This window comes from Cryobacterium sp. Hh7, from assembly GCF_004403155.1.
GTDB lineage: Bacteria > Actinomycetota > Actinomycetes > Actinomycetales > Microbacteriaceae > Cryobacterium > Cryobacterium levicorallinum.
Genome location: NZ_SOHG01000029.1, coordinates 1 through 22,381 on the forward strand (window position 1 = coordinate 1; position 22,381 = coordinate 22,381).

The following is a 22,381-nucleotide window of genomic DNA, read 5'->3' on the forward strand; positions in this document are numbered from 1 at the left end:
CTTCTTCGTCACAGCATCAAGTGTCGTCATCACGGCACCTTTCCCGCCAGACCCAAGTCCGGCGCGTCAGGCCGGAAACACCGTTTAAGAGACAGTCCCTTCACGTAATGCCGCAGCGTGTGTGTGGTGACGCGTTTCCCGGTCAGGGATGGGCAGGAGGCGGCGGCAGTGGTGGCGGTGTGTCGGATGCCTCGTTCGATCGCGTCGCGGCTGAGCGGGCGCCCGGTGATGGTGGCGAATAACGCAGCGTCGGCGGGACCACCATGTTCGTCGATCCATCCGTTCACGACGGCGACAGTCGCCGGTCGGAGAGGTGTGCGCCGTTCTTTGCGGCCTTTGCTGAGGCAGTGAACGTGCCCGCCGACACCGGTGTGGATGTCAGCGACGGTGAGTCCGATGATCTGCGCTGATGCGCAGCACAGTCTGGATCGCCAGGGTGAACATCGCATGATCACGCCGGCCCATCCTCGTGGTCTGGTCGCAAGCGGCAAGGAGTGCGTCAACCTCTGCAGGGTCACTTCTTGATGGCCTCGTTCTTGTGCACACCCATCACGGTCTCAGCGGCGGCGTTGTCATACGCGTCGCCGACCGACCCGATCGATGAGACCAGGCCCCCGAGGGCGACGGTGTCGGTGAAGCGGGCCTTCCTGTGCCGCAGTCGGCCGACCCGTGGACCCGCTGTGTGTGAGGTTAGCCCAGGCGCTGATTGTAGATGGCGGATGCGATAGCAAGATCCTGCCACGCCATTCCTACTCCCGTGTACAGTGCCGGCCGTTCTCTGCTTCGGACGAGTCCGCCTCGCACGAGCTCGGAGAGGTTGACAATCTGTTCCAGCGCCCACTCCTCGGCGCTCCGCGCAGGGATGAGGTCGCCTGATTCGCGCATTGCCGAGGCACGCGCCTCGACGACGACATCAGCCCGACGCGCCAGTTCCGGGCCTACCTCGCGGGCGTCAAGGCCGTGTGAACCGATCGCGGCGACAACAGCGTGCGGCTGCACCAGCTTGCCTTCGAAGAGGGGCGTGGTCGACGAGGTCACGCAGACGACGATGTCCGCGTCGCCGACCTCGGAAACAGTTCCGCCGCGCGCAGTGATACCGCTGGCATTGCATGTCTCTACGACCGAGGCGATTTTTGCGGCGCTGCGTCCCACCACAACGACCTCTGCGATCTCAGTGATCGCAGCGATCGCCTCAATGTGGCGCCAAGCCTGCGGACCCGTGCCGAAGATCACGAGGCGGCAGGGGCCGGGCGTTTCCCCGTCCGGTCCCAGCCGTCGCGGATCAGCCGCCAGGATGTGCTTGACGGCGAGAGCAGTCGTGGCCGAGGTCCGCAGGAGTGTGAGTTCCGCAGCGTCGAGGCAGGCAACCGGCGCGAGGGTGCGGGCGTCGAAGAGCACGTACACACCCTGAATCTTTGGAAGGCCGACCGCGGCGTTGCCCGCACTCATTGTGAGAACTTTCACGCCAGCGAACTCCGCGCCCAGACCCGGCATGAGCAAGAACTCCCCCCCCCTGGAGCGCGGCTGAACAGTCGCTCGCTGTCCTGCTCGGGATCGAGACCCGAGGCCAGCGCCACCTCGAGCGNGACTGGTTCACCCTCAAGTACGGAAGGTCAAGTGCAGAGGGGGTCACAGAGAGTCCTTATGGGTCGTGGGCGCGGAGAACGCAGATGGCGAGCAGACGGCTTCGTCGTAATCTCGCGGGAATTTGCTCGGCAGGGATGCAGCAGAACGAACCGCAAGGCACATCCTGTTCGTTCTTCCGATTGAGTGTGGCTGTGTCGAACGAGATGTCATTCAGCCGTATTGTCGTGTGGACGGCGTCCGATTGCCGGCTGATCGCCGTCAAAGTATTTCAGGTGACATACCCGTTACCTCCCGTCAATTGCGTGGCCGAGGGCAAGATGCTTGAACAGAGCAGGCACGAACACCTGCAGCATGTTGAGCGAAGACTCGCCACCGACATGGTCGGGTGAACGCTATTGGATTTTGGCGGTGAGTTCGCGAGCAAGTTCGATGAGCGTCGCGACCGCTGTACCCGTGGCCGACCCGGTCGAGGCATCGCCGGCCCAGACGGAGCCGCCGAGGTCGATGTGCGCGAACGCTATGTCGCCAGGAACGAATTCGCCGAGGAAGAGCGCCGCGGTGATGGCCCGCCCCTGGTCGACCATGGGATGGTTTCGCACGGTCGTCGGCGAGAGCCTCACCTGGCTGCGGTAGCGCTCACCCCACGGGAGCGGCCACATCGCATCCCCCGCGCGCACAGCGACGGCAAGTAGCTGCCGCCCGAGTGCCGCATCACGTGATAGCACCGCCGCGACCTCCGCGCCAAGCGCGACGGTGGCCTGGTGTGTGAGTGTGGCCACACTCACGATCGCACGCGGCTGCGATGCGCCCGCCAGCGCGAGCGCATCGGAGAGCACCACTCGCCCTTCGAAGTCGGTGTCCATGACCTGGATTCGAGTACCGTCATACGCACGCACGACGTCACCCGGTTTGACAGCTCCCGGGCCGGGGAGGTTCTCCACGAGCGGAAATACGGCTCGCACGCCGTCAGAGTTTCCGCAGCGAGCCAGCGCGGCTACCGCCGCCAGTGCCGCGGCGGCACCCGCCATGTCATAGCGCATGCCCTGCATGCCGGCAGGTCCCTTGAGCGACAGGCCACCTGAGTCGAAAGTGACACCTTTTCCAACGAAGACCACGGCGTCCGGCTCTGTTGAACCGATTTCGACGAGGCAGGGGCGGTTCGCTGACCCTTCGCCGATCGCGAGAATGGCCCCGAACCCTTCCGCGATAAGGCGGTCCTCGTTCCTCACCACGCACGAGAGTCCGAGAGCCAACGCGATTTGGAGGCTGATTCCCGCCATAACGCTAGGGGTCAGCAGGTTCGACGGGGTATCCGTGAGGGCTGCCGAAAACCACTGAGCGTCCCCGGTCGCGATGCTCCGATCGAGTTCGCCCTCGTAGAAGTCCGTCGCGGGGTTGATGAAGACCGCGAAGCGGCAGGTGCGGTCGGTGGAACGGCGAAGGCCCGACAGGAAAGCTGCGATGAGCGCGGCAGGCAGGGTTCCGCCGCTCAGAGGGCTCAGATCGATCGCTATCTCTTCCAGGCGACTCCGATTCTCGAGCCGGGTTCCGAGGAGTCGGCCGAGGCTGCGTGCCGACTCAGCTGTCAGTTCAGCCACCGCACCGATGCCGACCCGCAGCAAGTCGGGAGAGGCGGCCGACAGCTGGCCAAAGTGCGCGCCGAAAATGCCCCAGGGGTCCTCGGACGACCCTGGTGATACGAGCGCGACCCGTGGACCCAGCGCCGCTACTTCATGAGCGAGACGAAAGTCGTGCTTTGGGGACGTCAAACGAGCTACCGCCTCGTCAAGGTCGAGTTCCCCGAACCCGGCGTTCACCGGAAAGTTCATCAATGTGACTTCATTCTTGTCAGTGACCAGCTAGGCGACGTTGAACGAGTCGCCCCAGCTGACCGATTCTCCCGCCGCGGCAATGTTTTGGGGCACGCCCCAGGGGTTGTCGTCGCGTAGCTCGGGCGGCAGTAGTTGCTGAGGCATGTCCTGGTAAGCCACGGCACGCAGGAAACGGGTGATCGCCGCAGTCCCGACGGAGGTGCCGTTGTCGCTTGTCGTGGCAGGCCAGGGCCCGCCGTGCTGCATCGCAGGGGTGACGGCGACGCCGGTCGGCCAGCCTCCGAAGAGTACGCGACCGGAGGTCTCGGCGAGCGTATGGAAGAGTCCGGTGAGTGTCGCGGTCGAGTCGTCCGCCGCGGCATAGACCGTCGACGTGAGATTGCCTGGGAACAAGCGCTCGGCAAGACAGGCGAGCTCTGACTCGTCCGGGTAGCCGACGACGATCGACAGTGGGCCGAAGGCCTCGTCAAGAAGGGTTTCGCCGGCGAGCTCAAGGGCCTCGGCGCTCGTTGCGACGATCGTCGGAGTCGCCCACACTTGCTCTTCAGAATCAGTGCGCAATGAACCTGACGCCACGATAGTGATGCCGGGGGTACTCAGGATTGCCGCGCGCCTTGCCGAGAAACCGGCTGCGATCGACGAGTTGAGCAGCCTGTGCTCCGGGACAGAAGCGACCGCTGACGCCGCCGCCGAAGCGACCGCGTCGAGTGACGTTGCAGGGACGAAGAGGAAGCCCGGTTTGGTGCAGAGTTGCCCTGCTGAGCCGGCGACACTCGAGGCGTAGCCGGCGGCGAGGGCAGCGGCATCCTCATCGCTCCTAAAGAACGAAGGCAGGGCATAAACCGGGTTGACGCTGCCGAGCTCGCCGAAGAACGGGATCGGGCGGGCGCGGGCGGCGGCCAGATCGGCTAGTAGCCGACCCGCTCGCAGCGAACCAGTGAATGATCCGGCGCGGATGCGGTCGTCCTTGAGCAGTGCCACCCCCTTCGCCTGCCCCGCAACGAGCTGGAACGTTCCCACCGGCATACCGGCGGCGGTGAGACCGGCGATCACGATCGCCGCCGTCGCTTCAGAAAGCAACGGATGCCCGGAGTGCGCCTTCAGGATGACCGGACACCCTGCCGCTAGTGCTGCTGCCGAGTCGCCACCGGCGACCGAGAAGGCGAACGGGAAGTTGCTGCCGGCGTAGTTGAGGACCGGCCCACGCGGAACGAGGGAACGGCGCAGGTCGGGACGCACTCCCAACACGAACTCCGGGTCGCGCCGGTCAATTCGCACATCCATATAGGCGCCGTCCGCGATGGCCTCAGCGAAGAGACAGAGCTGAACCGCGGTGCGTTTGAGTTCCCCGCGCAGTCGCTGTTCGCTGAGCCCAGTTTCGCTCATGCCGATGGTGATGAGGTCATCGGCGTTGGCAATTAGCAAGTCAGCGACGGTGACGAGCGCGACGGCACGCGCTCGTGGCGGAGTGGCCGCGAACAGGGGTGCGGCGGCGGCGGCGGTCGCGGCGATGGATTCGATGGAGCCGATGATGGGGGTGGTCATGATGTTCCTTAGAATTGGAAACCGGTGGGGAAGGGGTCGCTTGGGTCAAGCATGTACTGCCCGATGCCGGTGACCCACGCGCGCCCGGTGATGGTGGGAATGACTGCAGGGATGCCCTCGACCATGGTCTCCGCGATGAGCCTCCCGACGAAACGTGAGCCGATGAACGACTCGTTAATGAAGTCGGTATCCAAGGCGAGTTCGCCGCGTGCCCAGAGCTCAGCCATGCGGGCCGAGGTGCCGGTGCCGCACGGGGATCGGTCGAACCAGCCGGGGAAGATCGCCATCGCGTGCCGCGAATGCTGCGCCGTCGAACCCGGGGCGATGAACTCGACGTGGTGGCAGTGGTCGACACCGTCGATCGTCGGATGCCGGGGGGGATTTTGCTCGTTAATGGCGTTCATGATCGCGAGTCCGGCATCGATGATGTCGTGTTGCCTATCCCGGTCGAACGGCAGGTTGACACTGTCGAGGTCGACCATCGCATAGAAATTGCCGCCGAAGGCGAGAGAGTAGGGAATCGTGCCGAGGCCGGGCACCTCGATCATGGCATCCATGCGGTCAACGTACGACGGCACGTTCTCCAGCGTGACCGACTCCGCATGACCGTCACGCACGCTCACGCGGGCGATGACGAGGCCGGCCGGGGTGTCGAGACGGATTATAGTGACCGGCTCCTGCACGTCTACCATGCCAGTCTCGACCAGGACGGTCGCTACCCCGATGGTGCCGTGGCCGCACATCGGCAAGCAACCGGAGACTTCGATGAACACTACGCCCCAGTCGGCGTCCGGCCGCGTCGGCGCCTGCAGGATCGCTCCGCTCATGGCCGCGTGACCGCGGGGCTCGTTCATGAGCAATAGACGGATGTCGTCGAGGTGCTCCATGAAGTACAGCCGCTTCTCGTTCATGGTGGCGCCGGGGATGACCCCGACGCCACCCGTCACGACGCGGGTTGGCATACCCTCCGTGTGTGAATCAACGGCGGTAAACATACGCTTGCTACGCATAACTTCCCTTACAACTTGTCAGCGGCTCAGCGGCTCAGCGGCTCAGCGGGCGGCGATGTAGCTGAGCGCTCGTTCGGTGTCCGCGCGCACCAACGCTTCGTATTCTGCGCTGAGCGGCCCGCGCGGAGGACGCGTCGGTCCGCCGAAGCTCTGTCCGGCGATGTCGATGGACAGTTTGATGGCCTGCACGAACTCCACGCGGGAGTCCCAACGGAACACAGCGACGAGGTGCTTGTACAGCTCGCGAGCTTCCGTGAGTTTGCCGACCTGCACGAGATCGTAGATTTCTACGGCTTCTTTGGGGAATGCGTTCGGGTAGCCGGCGAACCATCCGACCGCTCCATCCACAAGTGTCTCGAAAAGCAAGTCATCCGCGCCTGCAATGACGTCGAGGTCAGTGAGTTCCTGGATCTCGAATACGCGACGCACGTCACCAGAGAATTCCTTGACCGCGACGACCTCGGGGATTTTCGCGAGCTCGACGAGCAGTTTCGGCGTTAGGTCGACCTTGGTGTCGATCGGGTTGTTGTAGGCCATGATGGGCAGTCCGACCTCAGCAACCCGCGTGTAGTGCTCGATGACTTCGGAATCGTTCGCCCGGTAAAGGGTTGGCGGCAAGAGGAGCACGCCGTCGGCGCCGTCTTCTCGCGCGAACTCAGCCCATTTCTGTGCCTGATGCCAGCCGACTCCGTGTACGCCCGCGATCACGAGGCCGCGGTCACCCACCGCCTCGACTGCCACCTGGATGACCTTGCGGCGCTCTTCGTCGGTGAGTGAAGAATACTCGCCGAGCGACCCATTGGGGCCAACACCACGACAGCCGTTGTCCATGAGCCAGGAGCAATGCTCGGCGAAACGGTCGTAGTCGACGGCGAGCCCGCCAGGCGCGGAAGGGTCTTCCTTGAAGGCGAGCGTTGTGGCGACGATGACGCCACCGAGGTCGAAGGTCTTGTCGGTCATGAGTGTCCTCTCGGGAATGATCCCAGGTAGTCGTACAGGTATGCGTGGATGGTTAATTTGAGTGGTGGCGAAAATCAGCCCCGGCCGCGGGCGCAGCGCCCGCAGCCGCAGCGCCCGCAGCCGCAGCCGACGTCGACGTCGACGCCAGAGTGGCAAGTTCGCTGAGGCGCATTGGCGAGGCGATCGGGCGCCGGCCGGTCGTAAACGGATCCTGCGGCCGCTCCGGGGGCGCGAGGCGTGCAATGAGCTCTTCGGCGGTGCGCCCGCACACGCGAGCCTGGCAGATGCCGAGGCCGACACGCGTGGAGAGCTTGAGCGAGCGAAGCCCGGAGTTGTCGGTAGCCTCGGCCGTCGAACACAGCTCGCCGTAGGTGACCTCTTCGCACCGGCAGATAACGGTTTCGTCTGTCAGCCAGCTAGGCCAACCCGTGCGGACGGCGTGAGCGCTCTCGATTCGGGCTGCGAATGAGCGATAGGTGGTGCGGCGCCGAACGGCCGAGCGGAGGGCGGGGTCACTCACCGATCCTCCCGCGGCGCAGTGGCCGGCGATCTCACCTTCTGCGAGGGCGAGGTCGACCCCGCCGATCCCGGTCACCTCGCCGGCGGCGTAGGCGCCCAAGACAGTCGTGAGCTGGGATTCGTCGACGAGAACGAACTTATTGGCGTCGAGTTCGCATCCGGCGGCGATGGCGAGTTCAAGCCGTGGCGTGAACCCGTGGCCGACGCACACGGCATCGACCTCGACCGTCTTCTCGGTTCCAGCTATGGGCGCCCAGTGCGCATCGACGGACGCGATTACGACTGATTCGACCCGGTCGTTGCCATTAGCTCGGATGACAGCTTTTCCAATGTGGTACGGAATGCGGTTGCGCACGTGGTTGGAGATGTAGCCGGCGAGCTCCCCGCCCTTTTTTGCGGCACGGACGAGCTCCCAAGGTTTGGGTAGCCAGCCGGCGGCGAGCCGAGCGGGTGTGCTTGCTTCGAAGACGCCGAGCACCGTGGATCCGGTCTGGGCGAGCGAGGCGGCGACTGGCAGGAGGAAGGGTCCGGCGCCGGCAACTACGACGCGCTGGCCGATGGACATCCGCTCGCCCTTGGCGAGGGCCTGGGCGGCTCCCGCGGTGAACACTCCGGGCAAGTCCCAGCCGGGGAAAGGCAGGGTGCGGTCGTAAGCGCCGGTGGCGAGGACGATCCCGTCGGGCCGCAGCTCCAGTTGCTCCCGGTCCACACCGTCTGGCTCACCTACTGCGACGTGAACTATGCCGGGTGTGCCGTCGGCCGTCTCGATCGCCCAGACTTGAGCGTTGGTGAGTACGCGGCAGCCCCCATCGCCCTCGAGTTCAGCACGCAGTTGGACGAAGCGTGCCCAACCGTGGTGGAGGAGACTCTCGCGTTCCGCGGGGCGCGAGGGCGGCAGGTGCCGCCAGTATTGGCCACCGATTTCGTCGCTCGAGTCAAGAATCGTCACTGATGCGCCCTGCAGAAGCGCGGAGCGGGCCGCGGCGAGGCCAGCGGGGCCCGCGCCGATCACCAGGACGTTAGTCATGCTTGACCTCTTTCGTGGGCAGCGCGTCGTACTGGGTCGTCACAATGTCGCCTTCGGAAGCGCGGCGCAGGCAAGCGCGGACATCGCGCAGGTCGTTCACCACGATCACGCAGTCGAAGCAGACGCCGATGCCGCAGAAGACGCCTCGCGGGCGTTGATTCGAGGAGGTCGTCCGCCAGGCGAGAGTCCCAGAACCGAGTAACACGCCAGCGATGGTCTGTCCGCGGACCCCCTGAACGACGGCGCCATCGACGATAATGCTGATCGGCTCGTCGGCCAGGGGACGGATCCGGTCACCGAACGAGGGGAGTCTGCGCGCGACCATCAGGATGCCTGCTTCAAGTGGGTGGCAAGGGATTGGCGTCCCGGCGAGAACGGTTCGGCGTTGATCGCCGGCTCGCCGCCCGTAAGCAGGGCAGCGAGCAGGTCACCGGTCGCGAGGCTCAGGCCGATTCCTGCTCCCTCGTGCCCGGTCGCATGCCATAGCCCGGGTAGACGGGGGTCTGCTCCGATGACAGGGAGGTGATCGGGCATGAAGGGGCGGAAACCGCCGTAGCTGCGCATTATCGATGCGGTGGCGAGGAATGGAAAAAGCCGCAGCGCCTTGGTCGCGAGTTCCCTCAAGACTTCCACTTGCAGCCCTGACTCGAACCCGATTTGCTGACGGGAGGAGCCAATGAGTACGGTTCCTGCTTCGGTGCTCTCGACGACGCTGGAGGTCTGCAGATCGGCGTCGTTTGATTCGACGGCGCCCACGTAGTCGGCGTCGTAAACCTTGTGGAAAATGCGGTGACGCATACGGGTGGTTACAAGGACGACGCCGCGGCGTGGGCGAACCGGGAGGTCAACGCCGAGAGCGGCGGATACTTGGCCGGACCATGGACCGGCGGCGATCACTACAGCATCCGCCCGTAATCCTCTGCCGGGAATGCTGATGCCGACGAGGGCGTCGCTCGCGTCTCTGATTCCGCCCAGCACGGGGGCATTGAGTATAACGCTCACCCTCCCGGTGAGTCTGGCGGACGCGAGCAGTGCTTCCGTCGCGATGACGGGCTGAACCTGGGCGTCCTCGGGGTAGTAGACAGCTGCGGTGATGGCAGGGTTGAGGTCGGGCTCGAGTCTGAGCGCGTCGTCGAGTCCGATCGGCTGAGCGTCGACGCCGGCAACGAGCTGGCTAACCGCGAACTCTAGCAGCGGAGTTGCGCCGGCCTCCGTGGTCGCGACAACGAGGCCGCCCTTGCGGTCGAACTCGATCGACGGGAATCGGGGGCCGAGCTGGTCGGCCAATTCCGCGGCCACGGTCGGCCAAAGTCTCGATGAGTGCTGGGCGAGTGCCAGCTCACTACCGGGGCCTTTGTCCGAGAGGAGGAGGTTGCCCTCCCCGGCCGACGAGGTCCCGCTTGCGGTGAGACCGCGATCAACGACGGTGACGTCGACGCCGAGCTGGGAAAGGCTGCGAGCCGTGGCGGCACCAATGATGCCAGCCCCGATGACGATAACGTGCAAGGCTTCCTCCTTCCCCTCTGATCAACACTCGATAATATGTAACATATCACACACTATACGAGAATGGCCCCCCGCAAAGAGGGCTCAACGGCCGCGTTTGCCGATCGCAGCGAGAGCGACGGCTACAAGGATTATCACTCCCGTGACCAAGTCCTTGAGTTGCGCATTGATGTTCATGATGTCGAAGCCGTTGCCGATCAAGGCGATTAGGAACACTCCGGCGATGGAGCGCCAGACGGCCCCGACACCGCCATTGATACTCGTGCCGCCGAGGACGATGGCAGCGATAGCGTCGAGTTCTATCCCGAGGCCAGCCTGGGGCTGTCCGGAGGCAATACGCGAGACGCCGATGGCCGCCGCCATGCCGGCAGCGAGGCCGCTGAGAACGAACACCGAAATGCGCGTGCGGGAGACGCGCACGCCGGAGAGCTCCGCGGCGTGTTCGTTCCCGCCGACCGCAAAGACGTGACGACCGAAGACGGTCTTCTGCAATAGGAACCATCCGATTGCGATCACGGCGATGAGTACGAAGACCGCGACGTACACTCCGCCGACGCGTGCGCGACCGAGGTCGGTGAAGCCAAGGACTTTGACCGTAATAAGCGAGCCGCCTGTGATGAGCACGGCAATCGCTCCAAAGGCGAGGCTCGTGGCGAGTGTGGCGAGAAAGGAATGCACTTTCAGAGCGGTGACCGCGAGGCCGTTTATGAGGCCGAGGGCCAAACCTGCGATCGGGGCTGCGGCGAGGCCGAGCCAAGGATTGCCGGTGGACGTCGCGACTGCCGCCGCAGTAACGCTGCCAACCGCGTATATGGCCCCAGTCGACAGATCGAAGTTTCCTGAGATGATGACGAATGTTCCGGCGACCGCGATGATCCCGAGCGGGACGTTCTGATTGACAATGTTGACGAAGTTCGGGAATGTGAAGAATGAAGGGGATACGGCTGCGAGCACTGCGAGCAGTATCGCCAGGAGGATGAGCACGGCGTAGTCACGCACGAAGAAGAGGACCTGGGCGGGCGCAATGCGCCGGGTCCCGGTGCTGGTTGTGGTGGTCATGACACGTTCTCCTTGAGTTCCGATACAGAAAAAAGTCTGAGCAGTAGCTGGTCGATCGAAGTTGTGGCCGGCTCAATTTCGCCGCGGGTGCATCCACCGCTGACGAGGTAGGCGCGGTGTGCGAGGTTGAGTACTTCCTCGTGCTCGCTTGAGACGAGGAGAACGGCCACGCCCTGTTTTGCGAGCTCAACGATCGCCTCGTAGATCGTGAACTTGGCACCGATGTCGACGCCGCGTGTTGGTTCATCCAAGATGACGAGTCGTGGTCCGCCAATGAGCCACTTCGCCAGCAATGCCTTTTGTTGGTTGCCGCCCGAGAATCCGGAGATCGGCAGGCCGATGGCAGGTGGCCGCATGGCGAGATCGGTAACGGCACGGGTGACGTGTTCTTTCTCCCTGCGGCCGTCGATGAGGCCGAGATGGGAAAATCGGTCGAGGAAGGCGAGGGAGACATTTTCGCGCACCGAACGCACCAGCACGAGTCCCTCCTTGTGTCTGTCTTCCGGGACCAGGGCCATGCCGCGTGCAATGGACTCGCGAGGGCTGGATGACGGGATCGTTTCGCCGTCAAAGATGATCGTGCCGGAGGTCAGCCTGTCCTTCCCGAAAATGGTCTTCAGTATTTCTGTACGTCCGCTTCCGACAAGGCCGAGGAGCCCGACGATCTCTCCTGGGCGCACAATGATAGATGCATCGACGACGCCGTTATCGCTCGCGATCTTGGTGACAGTGAGAAGTGGTTCGACGGATGGTGGAACCGCGGGAGCGCGCACGGGGAACAGGGATTCCAGCTGAGTGCCAAGCATCGCCTCGACGATTGACCGTTTGGTTTCGTCCGCGACCCTCGCGGTGCGCACGAGCTGGCCATCTCGCAAGACGGAGACGGTGTCACAGACTTCGATTACAGCGTCGAGAAAATGGGAGACGTAGACGACCGTGCGTCCCTGGGACTTGAGCCCGAGGATGAGCTCGTGCAGCCGGGCCGTTTCGTGGGCCGTGAGAGACGATGTTGGTTCGTCCATTACTATGACCCGGGCGTCGCGGGCAAGCGCCCGCATGATCTCGACCTTCTGCTGGTCGGCAATGCGCAGTGACCCGACCTTCGTTTTCGGCGACAGCCCGAACCGGGCCTCGCTCTCGAGTTCGGCAAACCGCGCGGACAGATCAGAGGTGAGAACGCCGAGCGAATTATGCTCAATCCCGAGGAACACATTCTGTTCTACCGTCAGATCGGGCACGAGCGACAGCTCCTGCGCGATCATCACCACCCCGGCACGCTGGGCACGGAGAGGATCCCACCGCGACACCTCCGCTCCCGAGACTAGGAGGGCACCTGAATCGGGGGTATAGAGGCCGGCTACGATTTTGCCGAGGGTCGACTTTCCGGCCCCGTTCTCGCCGACAAAGGCGTGAACTTCGCCGGCAGCCAGGGAGATGCTGACGTCCCTGAGTGCCTGCGTGCCGCCGAAACGCTTGGACACGTTCCGTATGTCGACGATCGGCGCCACCGTAGCGGTGGAATCCTTCTCCGTGCTTGTCATATGGAGACTAGCCGTCCCACTCGCCGAGGAACTCGGGCGTCTTGTCCAGTGTTTCCTTGGTGGCAAAAGGCTCGACTCCGCCCGCTGTATCGGCGTCAACCCAGGTCTTGACGTCCTTCCCCTGCAGTTTGTTCAGCAGCTGCTCAAGTGCGGCTTTACCCATGCTGACCGGGAAGTTCAGATAGTCGGCTTTCCACGAACCGTCCCGAACAGCGGCGACGGCGGCGGTTGTCCCACCGCCACCGGTGATGTAGACCGAGCTGAGCTCGATGGCGGCGGCCGTCAGGGCGATCTGGGCTCCCGCGGAGTCCTGGTCCGCGTTGGAGAGGACGACGTTGATGTCAGGGTTGGCCTGCAATACGTTCGTCATCGCGGTGAGCGCGACGTCCGGGTTGTACTGCCCCTCCGTGGTGGCGACAACCTTGATGTTGTCGTGCTCTGCCAGGACGGCGTTGTATGCCGCGACGCGCGCGACGTCGAGCGGCGAGGCCAGGAAGCCCATGAGGAGGACGACCTTGCAGGGGCTGATGTTGGCGCAGTAGTCGACAACGCCCTCCGCCTGCTTGGCTGCTGCAGCCGATGGAGCTACTGCAACCGTCGATACGACACCCTCGACCTGCGGCTCCATTTCCTCGATGTCGGAACCGATCGGAACGAGCACGGAGACGACCGGAGTATCAGTAGCGAGAGGGAAGGCTGCGGCGAGCCCGGGTCCGTCGTTGGGGATGACGACGACACCGTCGACATTGCCTGAGGTTGTGGCATTTTGCATCTGGGAAAGCTGCGTGTTGGCGTCGAACTTACCGTCGAGGAGCTGAAGCTTGATGTCGACACCGGAGGCCTTCGCGGCCTCCTCGACGCCCTTGTATACGGCCTGGCTGTATCCGTTCTGGCTGGATGCCGCCAGGACGGCAATCGTGTAACTTTCGCTGCCGTCCGCAGCGGGGGTCGTTGATGCTCCCGAACAAGCTGTGAGTGCGATGACGCTGAATGCCGCAAGGGCGGTGACCCCGGTGGCGACGAGTGGTCGTCGAGACTGCATTTTTACCTCCGATATCGATACAGAAATGATGGTTGGTGCTGCAAGAGTAATATGTCACATGCCATATTTCAATAGCATGTCAGTGGGATTTCCGGCGTGTTCTTATGGATTATTTCGAAACCGACTGGTCGATCTTCCAGGTTTGACCCACCCCCACGGCGTCCTTGAGTAACTCGCGCAGGATCGTGCCGGTGCGTTCGCGTTCGGGGTTGTCGAGCCAGCCCTGGTAGGCCGCTGTGGAAGGCCAAACCGCGGTGACAAGGATCGCGCCGCTGCCGTCGGTGGCGACGGATAACTCCGAGGCGACGGCTTCGGAGTTATCGAGTGAATACTGCAGGATGTCGTACTCGTTGTAGACGCCAATTACGGCGTCTACAACGTCTGGCGATGCTGGCAGGATCAGGGTGGTGCGGATCATGGGTAACTCCTCCAGGTTGAATTACGGCTAATAGTATGTGAAATACCACACAGCGGCGTCGTGAGAAACGGCATCCATGGTGCGTCTGGCTTGCCCGAAATATTCGCGTTACAAGAGTGACTATCTTTCGCAATGTGAAATGTGACATATTACTTATATCGTGTGCAGCCACACGATGTTAACAACGAAAGGAATGCCCACCATGGCACACGATGTGCGGATCGCGATCGACGTCGGAGGCACCTTCACCGATGTCGTCAAGCTCACCCCCGCAACCGGTGAAATGCGCTTCGAAAAAGTGCCCACCACTCCGGATGCACCGACCCGCGGAGTAATGAACGGGTTCAGCAAAGCGGAGACGAACCCAGCCGATGTCGCCATGTTTAACCACGGAACCACCCTCGGCCTCAACTCGCTCCTGACGCGCACGGGTGCGCGCGTCGCCGTCATCTCCACTTTCGGCTTTCGGGATGTCTACCTCCTCGGTCGCACGGACCGTCGCGCCATGTACGACATCACTTTTACGAAGCCTCCGGCGCTTCTCGATCGCAAGGACACCTTCGAGGTGCGGGAGCGCAGCTACTTCGATGGCCGCATCGCGATGCCGTTCGATGAAGACGATGCCCGCCGTGTGGCACAGCAGATTGCCGCCGGCGGCTACGAGGCCGTAGCCGTCGCGTTCCTGCACTCCTACGCGAACCCCAGCCACGAGCTGCGCATGCTCGAAGTGCTCTCCGAGGAAGCGCCCGACGTCGAAGTGACCCTTTCGCACCAGTTGTCTCGCGAATACCGCGAATACGAGCGTACGAGCACCGCCGTTCTCGACGCCTACATCAAGCCGATCGTGCGCAACTACCTCACCAAGCTGCAGCAAGGCCTCCAGCACGATGGGTTCACCGGCCAGTTCCTCATGTCACGTTCCGGCGGCGGCGCTATGACGGCGGAGGCTGCTGGCCAGCAGCCGGTAAACCTCATTCTCTCCGGCCCAGCAGGCGGCGTAATCGGCGCTGCCGCTCTCTCGAAGCTCATCGATGCCCCCAACCTGATCACCATCGACATGGGCGGCACGAGCCTCGATGCGTCCCTCATTCTTGACAACGAGCCCGTGATGTACCAAGGTGCCGAGTTCGAGGGAATGCCGATCAATACGCCATCGCTTTACATTCATACGATCGGCGCAGGAGGCGGCTCGATAGCGTGGACGGATGAGGCCGGCGCGCTCCAAGTCGGCCCACAGAGTGCTGGTGCGCGGCCGGGTCCTGCAGCCTACGGGCGTGGTGGAGTGCAGCCGACCTTCACTGATGCGGCCCTCGTGCTCGGCTATATGGGCACCGACTCTCCCCTCGGCGGCGACCTCACGCTCAACCTCGAAAACGCCACGAAGTCAATGTCGGCGATCGCCGCCGAGCTGGGACTGGGCGCGACGGAGCTCGCGAGGGGAATCATTCGTATCTCCACCACCAAGATCGTCGGTGCCGTGCGTGCGATCACCGTTGAACTTGGCCGTGACCCGAAAGACTTTGCCCTGCTGTCCTTCGGCGGTGGTGGTGGTCTCGTCGCGATCGACGTTGCGCGCGAACTCGGTATCCCTACGGTCATCGTGCCTCCGGGCCAGGGCGCGTTCTCCGCGCTTGGCATGCTGATGGCCGACGTGCAGCATGACTTTGCCCGCACCTCGGTCGTCTCGCTGTCCGATGTCGACGCCGACTTCTTCCTCGATGCATTCAGCTCGATGGAGGAAGAGTCGGCTGCAGTCCTCAGTACTGAAGGCTTCGATTCGGAGAAGCAGGTCGTTCACCGCACCGTTGACGTGCGATACGCGGGCCAGGAGCATTCGGCCACAGTGCAGTTCCCCGAAGGCACGAACGACGTGATCGCTGCGATTACGAAGGATTTTGCCGTCATGCACGAGCGGCTGTTCGGCCATGTAATGGACGATGACATCGAAATCACCACCGTACGGCTACGCGCTGTCGGACTCGTCGATAAGCCCGAACTTCCCCTCTATCAGGCGCGCACGAGTGGCGAACCGAGCGGCTATGGCCAACGCACCGTCTACGCGTTCGCCGACGAGGGCAGCAGCTATAACCTCATCACACGAGAGTCTCTTATGGCAGGCGACGTCATCGTCGGCCCGGCGGTCATCGCTGAACACACTGCGACGACTGTCATGCACGAAGGCGATCGACTCGAAGTCGGCAGCTACGGCGAACTCGTCATCACTATCGACTACAGCAAGGAGGCCTGACAATGGGCGACCCCATCATCATCGAGATCATCCGCCACGGGCTCCTCGCCGGCGCAGAAGAAATGGCACGCAACCTGTGTCGCACTGCATACAACACGGTCGTTTACGAAATCCACGACTACGGCATCGGTATCCACGACGCTAACGGTGACGTGGTCGCCGATGCCCCGGGAATTGCGATTTTCACTCGCGGCAATGACCACGGCATCAAGAAGTCGATCGAGTTCATCGGCAAGGAAAAGATGCTCCCGGGAGACGTCTTCATTCTGAATTACCCGTATTGGTCGTCCGCCCACACCCTTGACCCGCTCGTGTTCGCGCCCATTCATTTCGAGGGCGAGCTCATCGGCTTCACCTCGTGCCGCATCCACGTGCTAGACCTGAAGCAGAAGGACGCCGGCTACGTCCTCGACTCCACGGACATGTACCAGGAGGGCCTGGTCTTTCCGGTCTCCCGGCTTTACCGAGAGGGCGTTCAGAACGAGGACATCTTCAACATAATCCGCTTCAATAGCCGGATGCCGAAGCACACGATCGGTGATATTCAGGCCCAGGTCTCTGCCTGCGTCACCGGTGTGCGCCGCACCCAGGACGTCGCGGCCAAGTACGGCGTCGATGCCCTGCTTGACGCGATGGTCGCCATCAACGCCCACGGGGAGAAACTCGCTCGCCTCGCGCTCGCCCGCTTGCCGAAGGGCACTTGGTCTGCCTCGGACTTCGTCGACAGTGATGGCGTTGACCTCGATCGCCTGATCAAGATGAACGCGACCGTGACCATCACCGACGACGAGATGATCGTCGATTGGACCGGAAGCGAGATGAACGTGCGAGGTCCGATTAATCTCCCGGTCGGCCAAACCGAGGCGCTCTGCAGCCTAATCTTCAAGTCGATCACGACACCGAACTCACCTGTTGTCGCCGGCAACTTCGCGCCGCTGCGCGTCATCACCGAGCCCGGCTCAGTGATGCATGCAGTGCCGCCGATGCCGACCTTCACACTGTGGACCGGTCTGCTCGCGGGTGAGGTCGTGCTGAAGGCGCTCGCCCAAGGCATGCCCGACCGCATTCCGGCCAGCTCGGGAGGTGACGTCTCCTCCATGATGGGCCTCGGCGTCAACCCGCGCACCGGCGAATCCTGGCTCGAGGCGACCAACGAAGCCGTCGGGTTCGGTGGACACATGAACGGTGACGGCGAAGATGGGATCATGCATCTTTCCGAACCGGGCTGCCGCAACAACCCCGTTGAAGTTCTTGAGACCAAGTCCACGATGATCATCGACTCCTACGGCTACGTCGCGGACAGCGGAGGCGCCGGCGAACACCGCGGCGGTGTCGGCGTGAGCCGCGTCTACCGCTTCACGGCCGACGCCACAGGGATCTGCCTCGTGTACAAGACGAAGTCGCCGCCGTGGTCCATCGCGGGCGGTGACGAGGGCAAGAGCGCACGAATCGTCCTCAACCCAGGAACCGAACGTGAGGTCGTCACCGCAGGAAGTTACAATTCCCTACATGCTGGCGACGTGCTCGCAAACATCACGGGCGGAGGAGGGGGCTACGGCTCCCCATTCGACCGGGCAGCCGAGCGCGTACTCGTCGATGTCGTCAACGGCTTCGTAGGCCTCGAGGCAGCGCGACTCGACTATGGAGTCATTATCAGCCCTGACCTCGTCATCGATACTGAGGCAACGAGAGCACTGCGAGCCGCAAAGTGACCGCGCCCGCCCGCGTTGGCACCCTCACGATAACGAACGCGCTCGTCTTCGACGGAGCCTCCGACGACCTCGTCGAGGCGCACATCCACATTGCAGAAGGCATCATCCGTGAGATTGGCACCGCGGTCACGCCCGCAATGCACACGATCGATGCCAGGGGCCGCGTTGTGATGCCGGGCCTGATCGACGCCCACTTCCACGCCTACAGCTCGGCAATGGGTGGGCTCGAACTCGAACTGCGTCCGCTCAGCTACGTCGCAATCAACGGCACGGCCCGCCTCGGGAGCGCCCTGCGGCGCGGGTTCACCACAGTTCGTGACGTCGCAGGGGGCGACCTCGGTCTCGCGCGCGCCGTCGAGGAAGGACTCTTTCCTTCACCGCGCTACTTCTACACCGGTGCAGCTCTCAGCCAGACAGGCGGACACGGGGATCCCCGACCGGGCGACCTCGACGTGTGCTTCGACAGCGGACACATGAATGAGATTGCCGATGGGGTCGACGAACTGCGTAAAGCTGTGCGTAACCGCTTCCGCGGTGGCGCCCACGCCATCAAGATCATGACGTCGGGTGGCGTCGTATCACTCACCGATCCGATCCGTGTCCCGCAGTACTCGGCCGATGAAGTGCGGGCGGTGACAGAGGAAGCCACGAGGCGCGGCAGCTACGTCGCTGCGCACGCCTACTCGCCGGAAGCCATCATCCACTCGGTGGCAAACGGTGTGCGATCAATCGAGCACGGTAACCTGCTCGACGTCGAGGCGGCCGCCCTCATGCGCGAACGCGACGCCTACCTCGTGCCGACGCTCATCGCCTACGACGCAATGAACCGCAGGGGCGACGAGGTCAACCTCAACCCGATCTCTCGCGCGAAGAACCAGGAAGTACTCTCCGCCGGCCGCGAGGCGGTCGCGATTGCGCGTGCTGCCGGGGTCTCAATCGGCTTCGGCAGCGACCTGATGTCTGAACTCGCCAACGACCAGCTACTCGGCATTCGATTGCAACTCGAGGTGGAGTCTGTCGGGGATGTCATGCGGTCATTGACTTCGGTCAATGCTTCTCTGCTCAACACGACGAGCGTGGGCCGGATCGCGGAAGGATTCGTGGGCGACCTGCTATTACTCGACGGGAATCCCTTCAACGACAGCGCAGCGCTTTGGGACGAATCACGACCCCGAACCGTAGTCCAGGCAGGCCTCACCGTCTAGACAAGTTCAGGAGTAGTTGGGTTTCAGCTACCCAATGAGAGCTCGCGTGAGCGCGCTATCGCGGCATTCGTGGCCCTGTCGAAGAGCTCGGAGAGGTTCGCCGCTTCGAGAACCGCGATGGCCCGCTCGGTCGTGCCCTTCGGGCTAGTGACCTGGCGGCGGAGTTCTCGCGGATCGAGGCCCGAGCTGGTGAGGAGAGCCGCAGCTCCCGTGAGAGTGCCGTTCACGAGGATGGCAGCCTGCTCAGCAGTGAAGCCCTTAGCGATCGCCGCAGCGGTGAGTTGCTCGACCAAGTAGTAAATATAGGCGGGACCGGATCCAGAGATTGAGCTGACGACATCGATCATGGATTCCGGAACCTCGATGACATCACCGAGGCTCTGAAATAGGCGACGAATGAGCGCGAACTGCTCGTTGGTTGTCGAGCCTCCCTGAGTGAGTCCAGTCACGCCGAGACCGATCGAGGCCGGCGTGTTGGGCATCGCCCGCACGAGCGCGGTGGACGCCGGCAGCGAGCGTTCGAAGGATTCGAGGAGCACCCCGGCGGCGACGCTGACCACCACGACATCCGGTTCGAGTGCGTCACGAATCTCACGAAGCAGGTCGCTGACCATGTAGGGCTTGACAGCGATCACCACCAGGCCGGCGCCGGTCACGGCGCGGACGTTCGCTTCCGGCGTTGACTCGGTCGCCAGAGCGGTGACGTCGCTGAGTCCCGCGAGAGCGGCGGCTTTCTGGACCGAACGATTTGTGGTGCGGATCCCTCCGTTGACGGTAACGTCGGGGCTCAGCAGACCGGAAAGGACGGCGCGGCCCATCGAGCCCGCACCAAGGATGGCCGCTGTGGGGAGTTCAAGCACTAGCGTCAATCTCGGCTTGATCTTCTCGACGACCGGCCCACCAACCAAGAATATGACCGATATGGCGATGCATGAGTTCCTCGGCTTCGTCAGGCTTGCCGGCCGCGAGCAAGTCGAGCAGCACATGGTGTTCGTTGGCTGACTTCTCAAGTTCCACAGTGTCACGTAGCTCGGCGAGGCCGACCATGCGGGTCTGGCTGCGCAGCTCCGCGACCAGCCTCACGAGTCGTCCATTGCCGGTCAGTCGCATGATCGCGAGGTGAAAGTCGGAATCCGCGGCGAGGTAGTCGGCGAAGCGTCCTTCTGTGGCCGCCTGTTTGATCTTGTCGGCGAGACTGCGGAACCGCGGAAGGTCTTCGGCGGGAAAGACCTCCGCTGCAAGTCGCGTAGCCGGAACCTCGAGCCAGCGTCGTACCTGCACGATCTCGCGTAGGTCGTCCTCACCGACATGGGTGATGCGGAAGCCTTTGTTGCGCACGGATTCCACGAAACCGCGTTTCTCGAGGTCGAGCATGGCTTCGCGCACTGGTGTTGCAGACACTTCGAATTGTGCTGCGAGAGTTGGCACGGAGACAACTTTGCCCGGCTCCAGTTCGCCCGAGATAATAGCGGAGGAGAGCGCTTGCTCCACCTCTGCACGGAGGCTTGCCACTGGTCCGATGCGGTGGATGCTCTGACTGGTCTTCATAGGTGCTTCCAACTCTCGGTCACGGGATCAGTGGCGCGCCCTTGCGCAAGTGTGGCATATGCCATATTACAGCCCGGAATGGCAATGGTGGGCGACGAATCCAGGATGTCGCCCGTGCTTACGACAGGGGCCGATGCCGGCTCCGTGGCCGGAGCGTGAGCCCGGTCGGCGGGGCGTTAGGTGATCGATCTGCCATCGTGAACCCGCGAAGCTTCCGACTCCAGACACACGTGCACGCCAGTCCAGTTTCCTTATTCGGACGTGATGCGGGACTCAAAGCACGTGAAAAGATGACTTTGCCGTTCACGTCAGATAGGCCCGTTTGGGGAACGCCTGAGTGAGACGGGAAATTGTCGCGGGCTCGCCTATTCCTTCGGCGGGCTCGTCCGGGACGTGTTTATGTGCTTGCCTCACCAGCCGCTACTCGCGCGTCTCCCACAATGGACAAACCTCGCCTGCGGAAGCGACGTTGATCGGCTTTCAAGGATGCGAGTAGGCGCTCGTTAGTGCCTCTGATATGGCGGGTGACGAGCTGCGCTGCAAGATGGGCATTGCGGGCAAGAATCGCGTCGAGAATGTCTCGGTGCTCCCGCCATGCTTGGTCCCGCGCATTGGGCGTGCGAACTTCCCTCAGGACTTCGTCAACATCGGCGGTGGCGCCCTTGCGCCAGGTCAACACATCGAACCCAGCCTTGTGCAGGTGGGCGAACAGCGTCGGGGACCAGCCGCCCCGGTGTCTCTGCGCAACCGACGTATCAAGTCGTACACGGCCGCATAAGTCATCGCCCGACCGTGCGGACGACCCCACAAGTTCACGAAAATGTAGTCCGAATCAAGATCCCCATACTCACCAGAAAGATAGTCCGCATAGAGGCGAATCAGCTCGGCACTGACGGGGATCGTGAGGGAACGTGACGATTTAGAGCGCGCACCGTTAGTGTTCACGCGCCGACGGACGGTGACCTCACGTTCGGCAACTGCAAGGTCTTCGTGTCGCAAGCCCAGGGCTTCCCGATGCGCACGCCGGTGTCATAGAGCACCGCGAAAAGCAGGCGATCCCGGAGGTGCTCACACGAATCCAGAATCCGCTGCACCTCAGTAGGACTCAAGATTCGTGGGATCTTGGACGTCGTGGGAAGTTTTACCGTTCGCCGCGATCCCGGCGAACTCTTGCTGATGTGATGAAGGAAGGGCTTCCACCCGCCATGGCGTGCACCCGGCTCCCAACACGTCACCAACTCGCCCAGATCGAGGCCGTGACGCGCAGCGTGCAGATAGAAGACAGACACCGTGGACAGTTTGCGGTTCACGGTAGCCTCATTGCAATGGTGCTCGACCATAGGCAGCACCGACACCGACTGGCCTCGCGTCGCCGGTGGCCGTCGCAGCCATCGGCTGAAAGCACCGACGTCTTCCAACTTCACCGACTGCCAATCACATTCACGTTCGATGAGGAAAGTGAACCAGTCCTTGAGGTCGTGGGCATGAGCCCTGATCGTGTTCGGCGACCGTTCGGTATCAGCCAGATACCGCAAATAGCGTTCAGCCGGCTCCACGACGCCGTCCTCATCGAGCAACGTGAACGACGTCACGTCATTTGCCGGATTCAGTACCTTCGTCAC

21 protein-coding genes and 1 pseudogene are annotated in these 22,381 nt (G+C 63.0%); 4 read left to right on the plus strand and 18 right to left on the minus strand.

Going from position 1 to position 22,381, the window contains the following annotated elements; translation table 11 throughout:
* Positions 1-29: 29 nt before the first annotated feature.
* Complete coding sequence (locus tag E3T43_RS19745) at positions 30-449, minus strand: tyrosine-type recombinase/integrase (RefSeq protein ID WP_370449934.1); 420 nt, start codon at positions 447-449, stop codon at positions 30-32.
* A gap of 241 nt (positions 450-690) precedes the next feature.
* Positions 691-1,527, minus strand: a pseudogene (locus E3T43_RS09985) (ornithine cyclodeaminase family protein); the annotation flags it as partial.
* A gap of 194 nt (positions 1,528-1,721) precedes the next feature.
* On the opposite strand from E3T43_RS09985, the gene E3T43_RS09990 reads away from it, so the two are divergent.
* Positions 1,722-1,976: a hypothetical protein gene (locus E3T43_RS09990; RefSeq protein WP_166791298.1), complete on the plus strand. Its 255-nt coding sequence runs from the start codon at positions 1,722-1,724 to the stop codon at positions 1,974-1,976.
* A 3-nt stretch (positions 1,977-1,979) separates the two neighbouring features.
* Here the strand turns inward: E3T43_RS09990 and E3T43_RS09995 are convergent, their stop codons facing one another.
* From E3T43_RS09995 to E3T43_RS10045, 11 genes are all read right to left on the minus strand, one after another.
* Positions 1,980-3,416: a hypothetical protein gene (locus E3T43_RS09995; protein ID WP_134472352.1), complete on the minus strand. Its 1,437-nt coding sequence runs from the start codon at positions 3,414-3,416 to the stop codon at positions 1,980-1,982.
* A gap of 30 nt (positions 3,417-3,446) precedes the next feature.
* On the minus strand, positions 3,447-4,964 hold the full coding sequence (locus tag E3T43_RS10000; protein ID WP_134472353.1) for an aldehyde dehydrogenase family protein: 1,518 nt from the start codon (positions 4,962-4,964) through the stop codon (positions 3,447-3,449).
* Positions 4,965-4,972: 8 nt separating this feature from the next.
* The gene (locus tag E3T43_RS10005) at positions 4,973-5,974 is read right to left on the minus strand and encodes a proline racemase family protein (RefSeq protein WP_134472354.1); all 1,002 of its coding nucleotides are present in this window, start codon (positions 5,972-5,974) and stop codon (positions 4,973-4,975) included.
* A gap of 42 nt (positions 5,975-6,016) precedes the next feature.
* Entirely contained in the window at positions 6,017-6,934 is a 918-nt protein-coding gene (locus tag E3T43_RS10010; protein WP_134472355.1) for a dihydrodipicolinate synthase family protein, read from the minus strand.
* A 52-nt stretch (positions 6,935-6,986) separates the two neighbouring features.
* Positions 6,987-8,480 carry an FAD/NAD(P)-binding oxidoreductase gene (locus E3T43_RS10015; RefSeq protein WP_134472356.1) on the minus strand — a complete coding sequence of 498 codons (1,494 nt, stop codon included), beginning with the start codon at positions 8,478-8,480 and terminating at the stop codon, positions 6,987-6,989.
* Positions 8,473-8,805, minus strand: a complete 333-nt coding sequence (locus E3T43_RS10020; protein ID WP_134472357.1) for a (2Fe-2S)-binding protein — start codon at positions 8,803-8,805, stop codon at positions 8,473-8,475. Before E3T43_RS10020 ends, E3T43_RS10015 begins: the two co-directional genes overlap by 8 nt.
* Positions 8,805-9,986: an FAD-binding oxidoreductase gene (locus E3T43_RS10025; RefSeq protein WP_134472358.1), complete on the minus strand. Its 1,182-nt coding sequence runs from the start codon at positions 9,984-9,986 to the stop codon at positions 8,805-8,807. Before E3T43_RS10025 ends, E3T43_RS10020 begins: the two co-directional genes overlap by 1 nt.
* 84 nt (positions 9,987-10,070) lie before the next feature.
* Positions 10,071-11,045 (minus strand): ABC transporter permease, encoded by a 975-nt coding sequence (locus E3T43_RS10030; protein ID WP_134472359.1) that lies wholly within the window; start codon positions 11,043-11,045, stop codon positions 10,071-10,073.
* Complete coding sequence (locus E3T43_RS10035) at positions 11,042-12,586, minus strand: sugar ABC transporter ATP-binding protein (protein WP_134472360.1); 1,545 nt, start codon at positions 12,584-12,586, stop codon at positions 11,042-11,044. Before E3T43_RS10035 ends, E3T43_RS10030 begins: the two co-directional genes overlap by 4 nt.
* Positions 12,587-12,593: 7 nt before the next feature.
* The gene (locus E3T43_RS10040) at positions 12,594-13,628 is read right to left on the minus strand and encodes a sugar ABC transporter substrate-binding protein (RefSeq protein ID WP_134472361.1); all 1,035 of its coding nucleotides are present in this window, start codon (positions 13,626-13,628) and stop codon (positions 12,594-12,596) included.
* A 109-nt stretch (positions 13,629-13,737) separates the two neighbouring features.
* Positions 13,738-14,046, minus strand: a complete 309-nt coding sequence (locus tag E3T43_RS10045; protein WP_134472362.1) for a hypothetical protein — start codon at positions 14,044-14,046, stop codon at positions 13,738-13,740.
* Positions 14,047-14,248: 202 nt separating this feature from the next.
* On the opposite strand from E3T43_RS10045, the gene E3T43_RS10050 reads away from it, so the two are divergent.
* From E3T43_RS10050 to E3T43_RS10060, 3 genes are read left to right on the plus strand one after another with little or no spacing between them, the layout of a single operon-like run.
* Positions 14,249-16,294, plus strand: a complete 2,046-nt coding sequence (locus tag E3T43_RS10050; RefSeq protein WP_134472363.1) for a hydantoinase/oxoprolinase family protein — start codon at positions 14,249-14,251, stop codon at positions 16,292-16,294.
* Positions 16,295-16,296: 2 nt separating this feature from the next.
* On the plus strand, positions 16,297-18,006 hold the full coding sequence (locus E3T43_RS10055) for a hydantoinase B/oxoprolinase family protein (protein WP_134472364.1): 1,710 nt from the start codon (positions 16,297-16,299) through the stop codon (positions 18,004-18,006).
* Positions 18,003-19,211, plus strand: coding sequence for an amidohydrolase family protein (locus E3T43_RS10060; protein ID WP_134472365.1), 1,209 nt, complete (start codon positions 18,003-18,005; stop codon positions 19,209-19,211). The genes E3T43_RS10055 and E3T43_RS10060 overlap by 4 nt, the downstream gene beginning before the upstream one ends.
* A gap of 23 nt (positions 19,212-19,234) precedes the next feature.
* On the opposite strand, the gene proC is transcribed toward E3T43_RS10060, so the two are convergent.
* From proC to E3T43_RS10080, 5 genes are all read right to left on the minus strand, one after another.
* Complete coding sequence (gene proC, locus E3T43_RS10065; protein WP_166791296.1) at positions 19,235-20,071, minus strand: pyrroline-5-carboxylate reductase; 837 nt, start codon at positions 20,069-20,071, stop codon at positions 19,235-19,237.
* A complete protein-coding gene (locus E3T43_RS10070; RefSeq protein ID WP_134472367.1) occupies positions 20,064-20,759 on the minus strand; it encodes a GntR family transcriptional regulator in 696 nt (231 codons plus the stop codon). Before E3T43_RS10070 ends, proC begins: the two co-directional genes overlap by 8 nt.
* A gap of 397 nt (positions 20,760-21,156) precedes the next feature.
* Complete coding sequence (locus E3T43_RS19750) at positions 21,157-21,438, minus strand: FCD domain-containing protein (RefSeq protein WP_166791299.1); 282 nt, start codon at positions 21,436-21,438, stop codon at positions 21,157-21,159.
* On the minus strand, positions 21,432-21,758 hold the full coding sequence (locus tag E3T43_RS19235; RefSeq protein WP_241978915.1) for a tyrosine-type recombinase/integrase: 327 nt from the start codon (positions 21,756-21,758) through the stop codon (positions 21,432-21,434). Before E3T43_RS19235 ends, E3T43_RS19750 begins: the two co-directional genes overlap by 7 nt.
* Positions 21,701-22,381 carry a site-specific integrase gene (locus E3T43_RS10080; protein WP_241978916.1) on the minus strand — a complete coding sequence of 227 codons (681 nt, stop codon included), beginning with the start codon at positions 22,379-22,381 and terminating at the stop codon, positions 21,701-21,703. The genes E3T43_RS19235 and E3T43_RS10080 overlap by 58 nt, the downstream gene beginning before the upstream one ends.

Excerpts from the sequence above, each read along its gene's own strand:
- E3T43_RS19745 (WP_370449934.1), bottom strand. The coding sequence starts at position 449 with ATGCGATGTTCACCCTGGCGATCCAGACTGTGCTGCGCATCAGCGCAG.
- E3T43_RS09990 (WP_166791298.1), top strand. The coding sequence starts at position 1,722 with ATGCAGCAGAACGAACCGCAAGGCACATCCTGTTCGTTCTTCCGATTG.
- E3T43_RS09995 (WP_134472352.1), bottom strand. The coding sequence starts at position 3,416 with ATGAACTTTCCGGTGAACGCCGGGTTCGGGGAACTCGACCTTGACGAG.
- E3T43_RS10000 (WP_134472353.1), bottom strand. The coding sequence starts at position 4,964 with ATGACCACCCCCATCATCGGCTCCATCGAATCCATCGCCGCGACCGCC.
- E3T43_RS10005 (WP_134472354.1), bottom strand. The coding sequence starts at position 5,974 with ATGCGTAGCAAGCGTATGTTTACCGCCGTTGATTCACACACGGAGGGT.
- E3T43_RS10010 (WP_134472355.1), bottom strand. The coding sequence starts at position 6,934 with ATGACCGACAAGACCTTCGACCTCGGTGGCGTCATCGTCGCCACAACG.
- E3T43_RS10015 (WP_134472356.1), bottom strand. The coding sequence starts at position 8,480 with ATGACTAACGTCCTGGTGATCGGCGCGGGCCCCGCTGGCCTCGCCGCG.
- E3T43_RS10020 (WP_134472357.1), bottom strand. The coding sequence starts at position 8,805 with ATGGTCGCGCGCAGACTCCCCTCGTTCGGTGACCGGATCCGTCCCCTG.
- E3T43_RS10030 (WP_134472359.1), bottom strand. The coding sequence starts at position 11,045 with ATGACCACCACAACCAGCACCGGGACCCGGCGCATTGCGCCCGCCCAG.
- E3T43_RS10035 (WP_134472360.1), bottom strand. The coding sequence starts at position 12,586 with ATGACAAGCACGGAGAAGGATTCCACCGCTACGGTGGCGCCGATCGTC.
- E3T43_RS10040 (WP_134472361.1), bottom strand. The coding sequence starts at position 13,628 with ATGCAGTCTCGACGACCACTCGTCGCCACCGGGGTCACCGCCCTTGCG.
- E3T43_RS10045 (WP_134472362.1), bottom strand. The coding sequence starts at position 14,046 with ATGATCCGCACCACCCTGATCCTGCCAGCATCGCCAGACGTTGTAGAC.
- E3T43_RS10050 (WP_134472363.1), top strand. The coding sequence starts at position 14,249 with ATGGCACACGATGTGCGGATCGCGATCGACGTCGGAGGCACCTTCACC.
- E3T43_RS10055 (WP_134472364.1), top strand. The coding sequence starts at position 16,297 with ATGGGCGACCCCATCATCATCGAGATCATCCGCCACGGGCTCCTCGCC.
- E3T43_RS10070 (WP_134472367.1), bottom strand. The coding sequence starts at position 20,759 with ATGAAGACCAGTCAGAGCATCCACCGCATCGGACCAGTGGCAAGCCTC.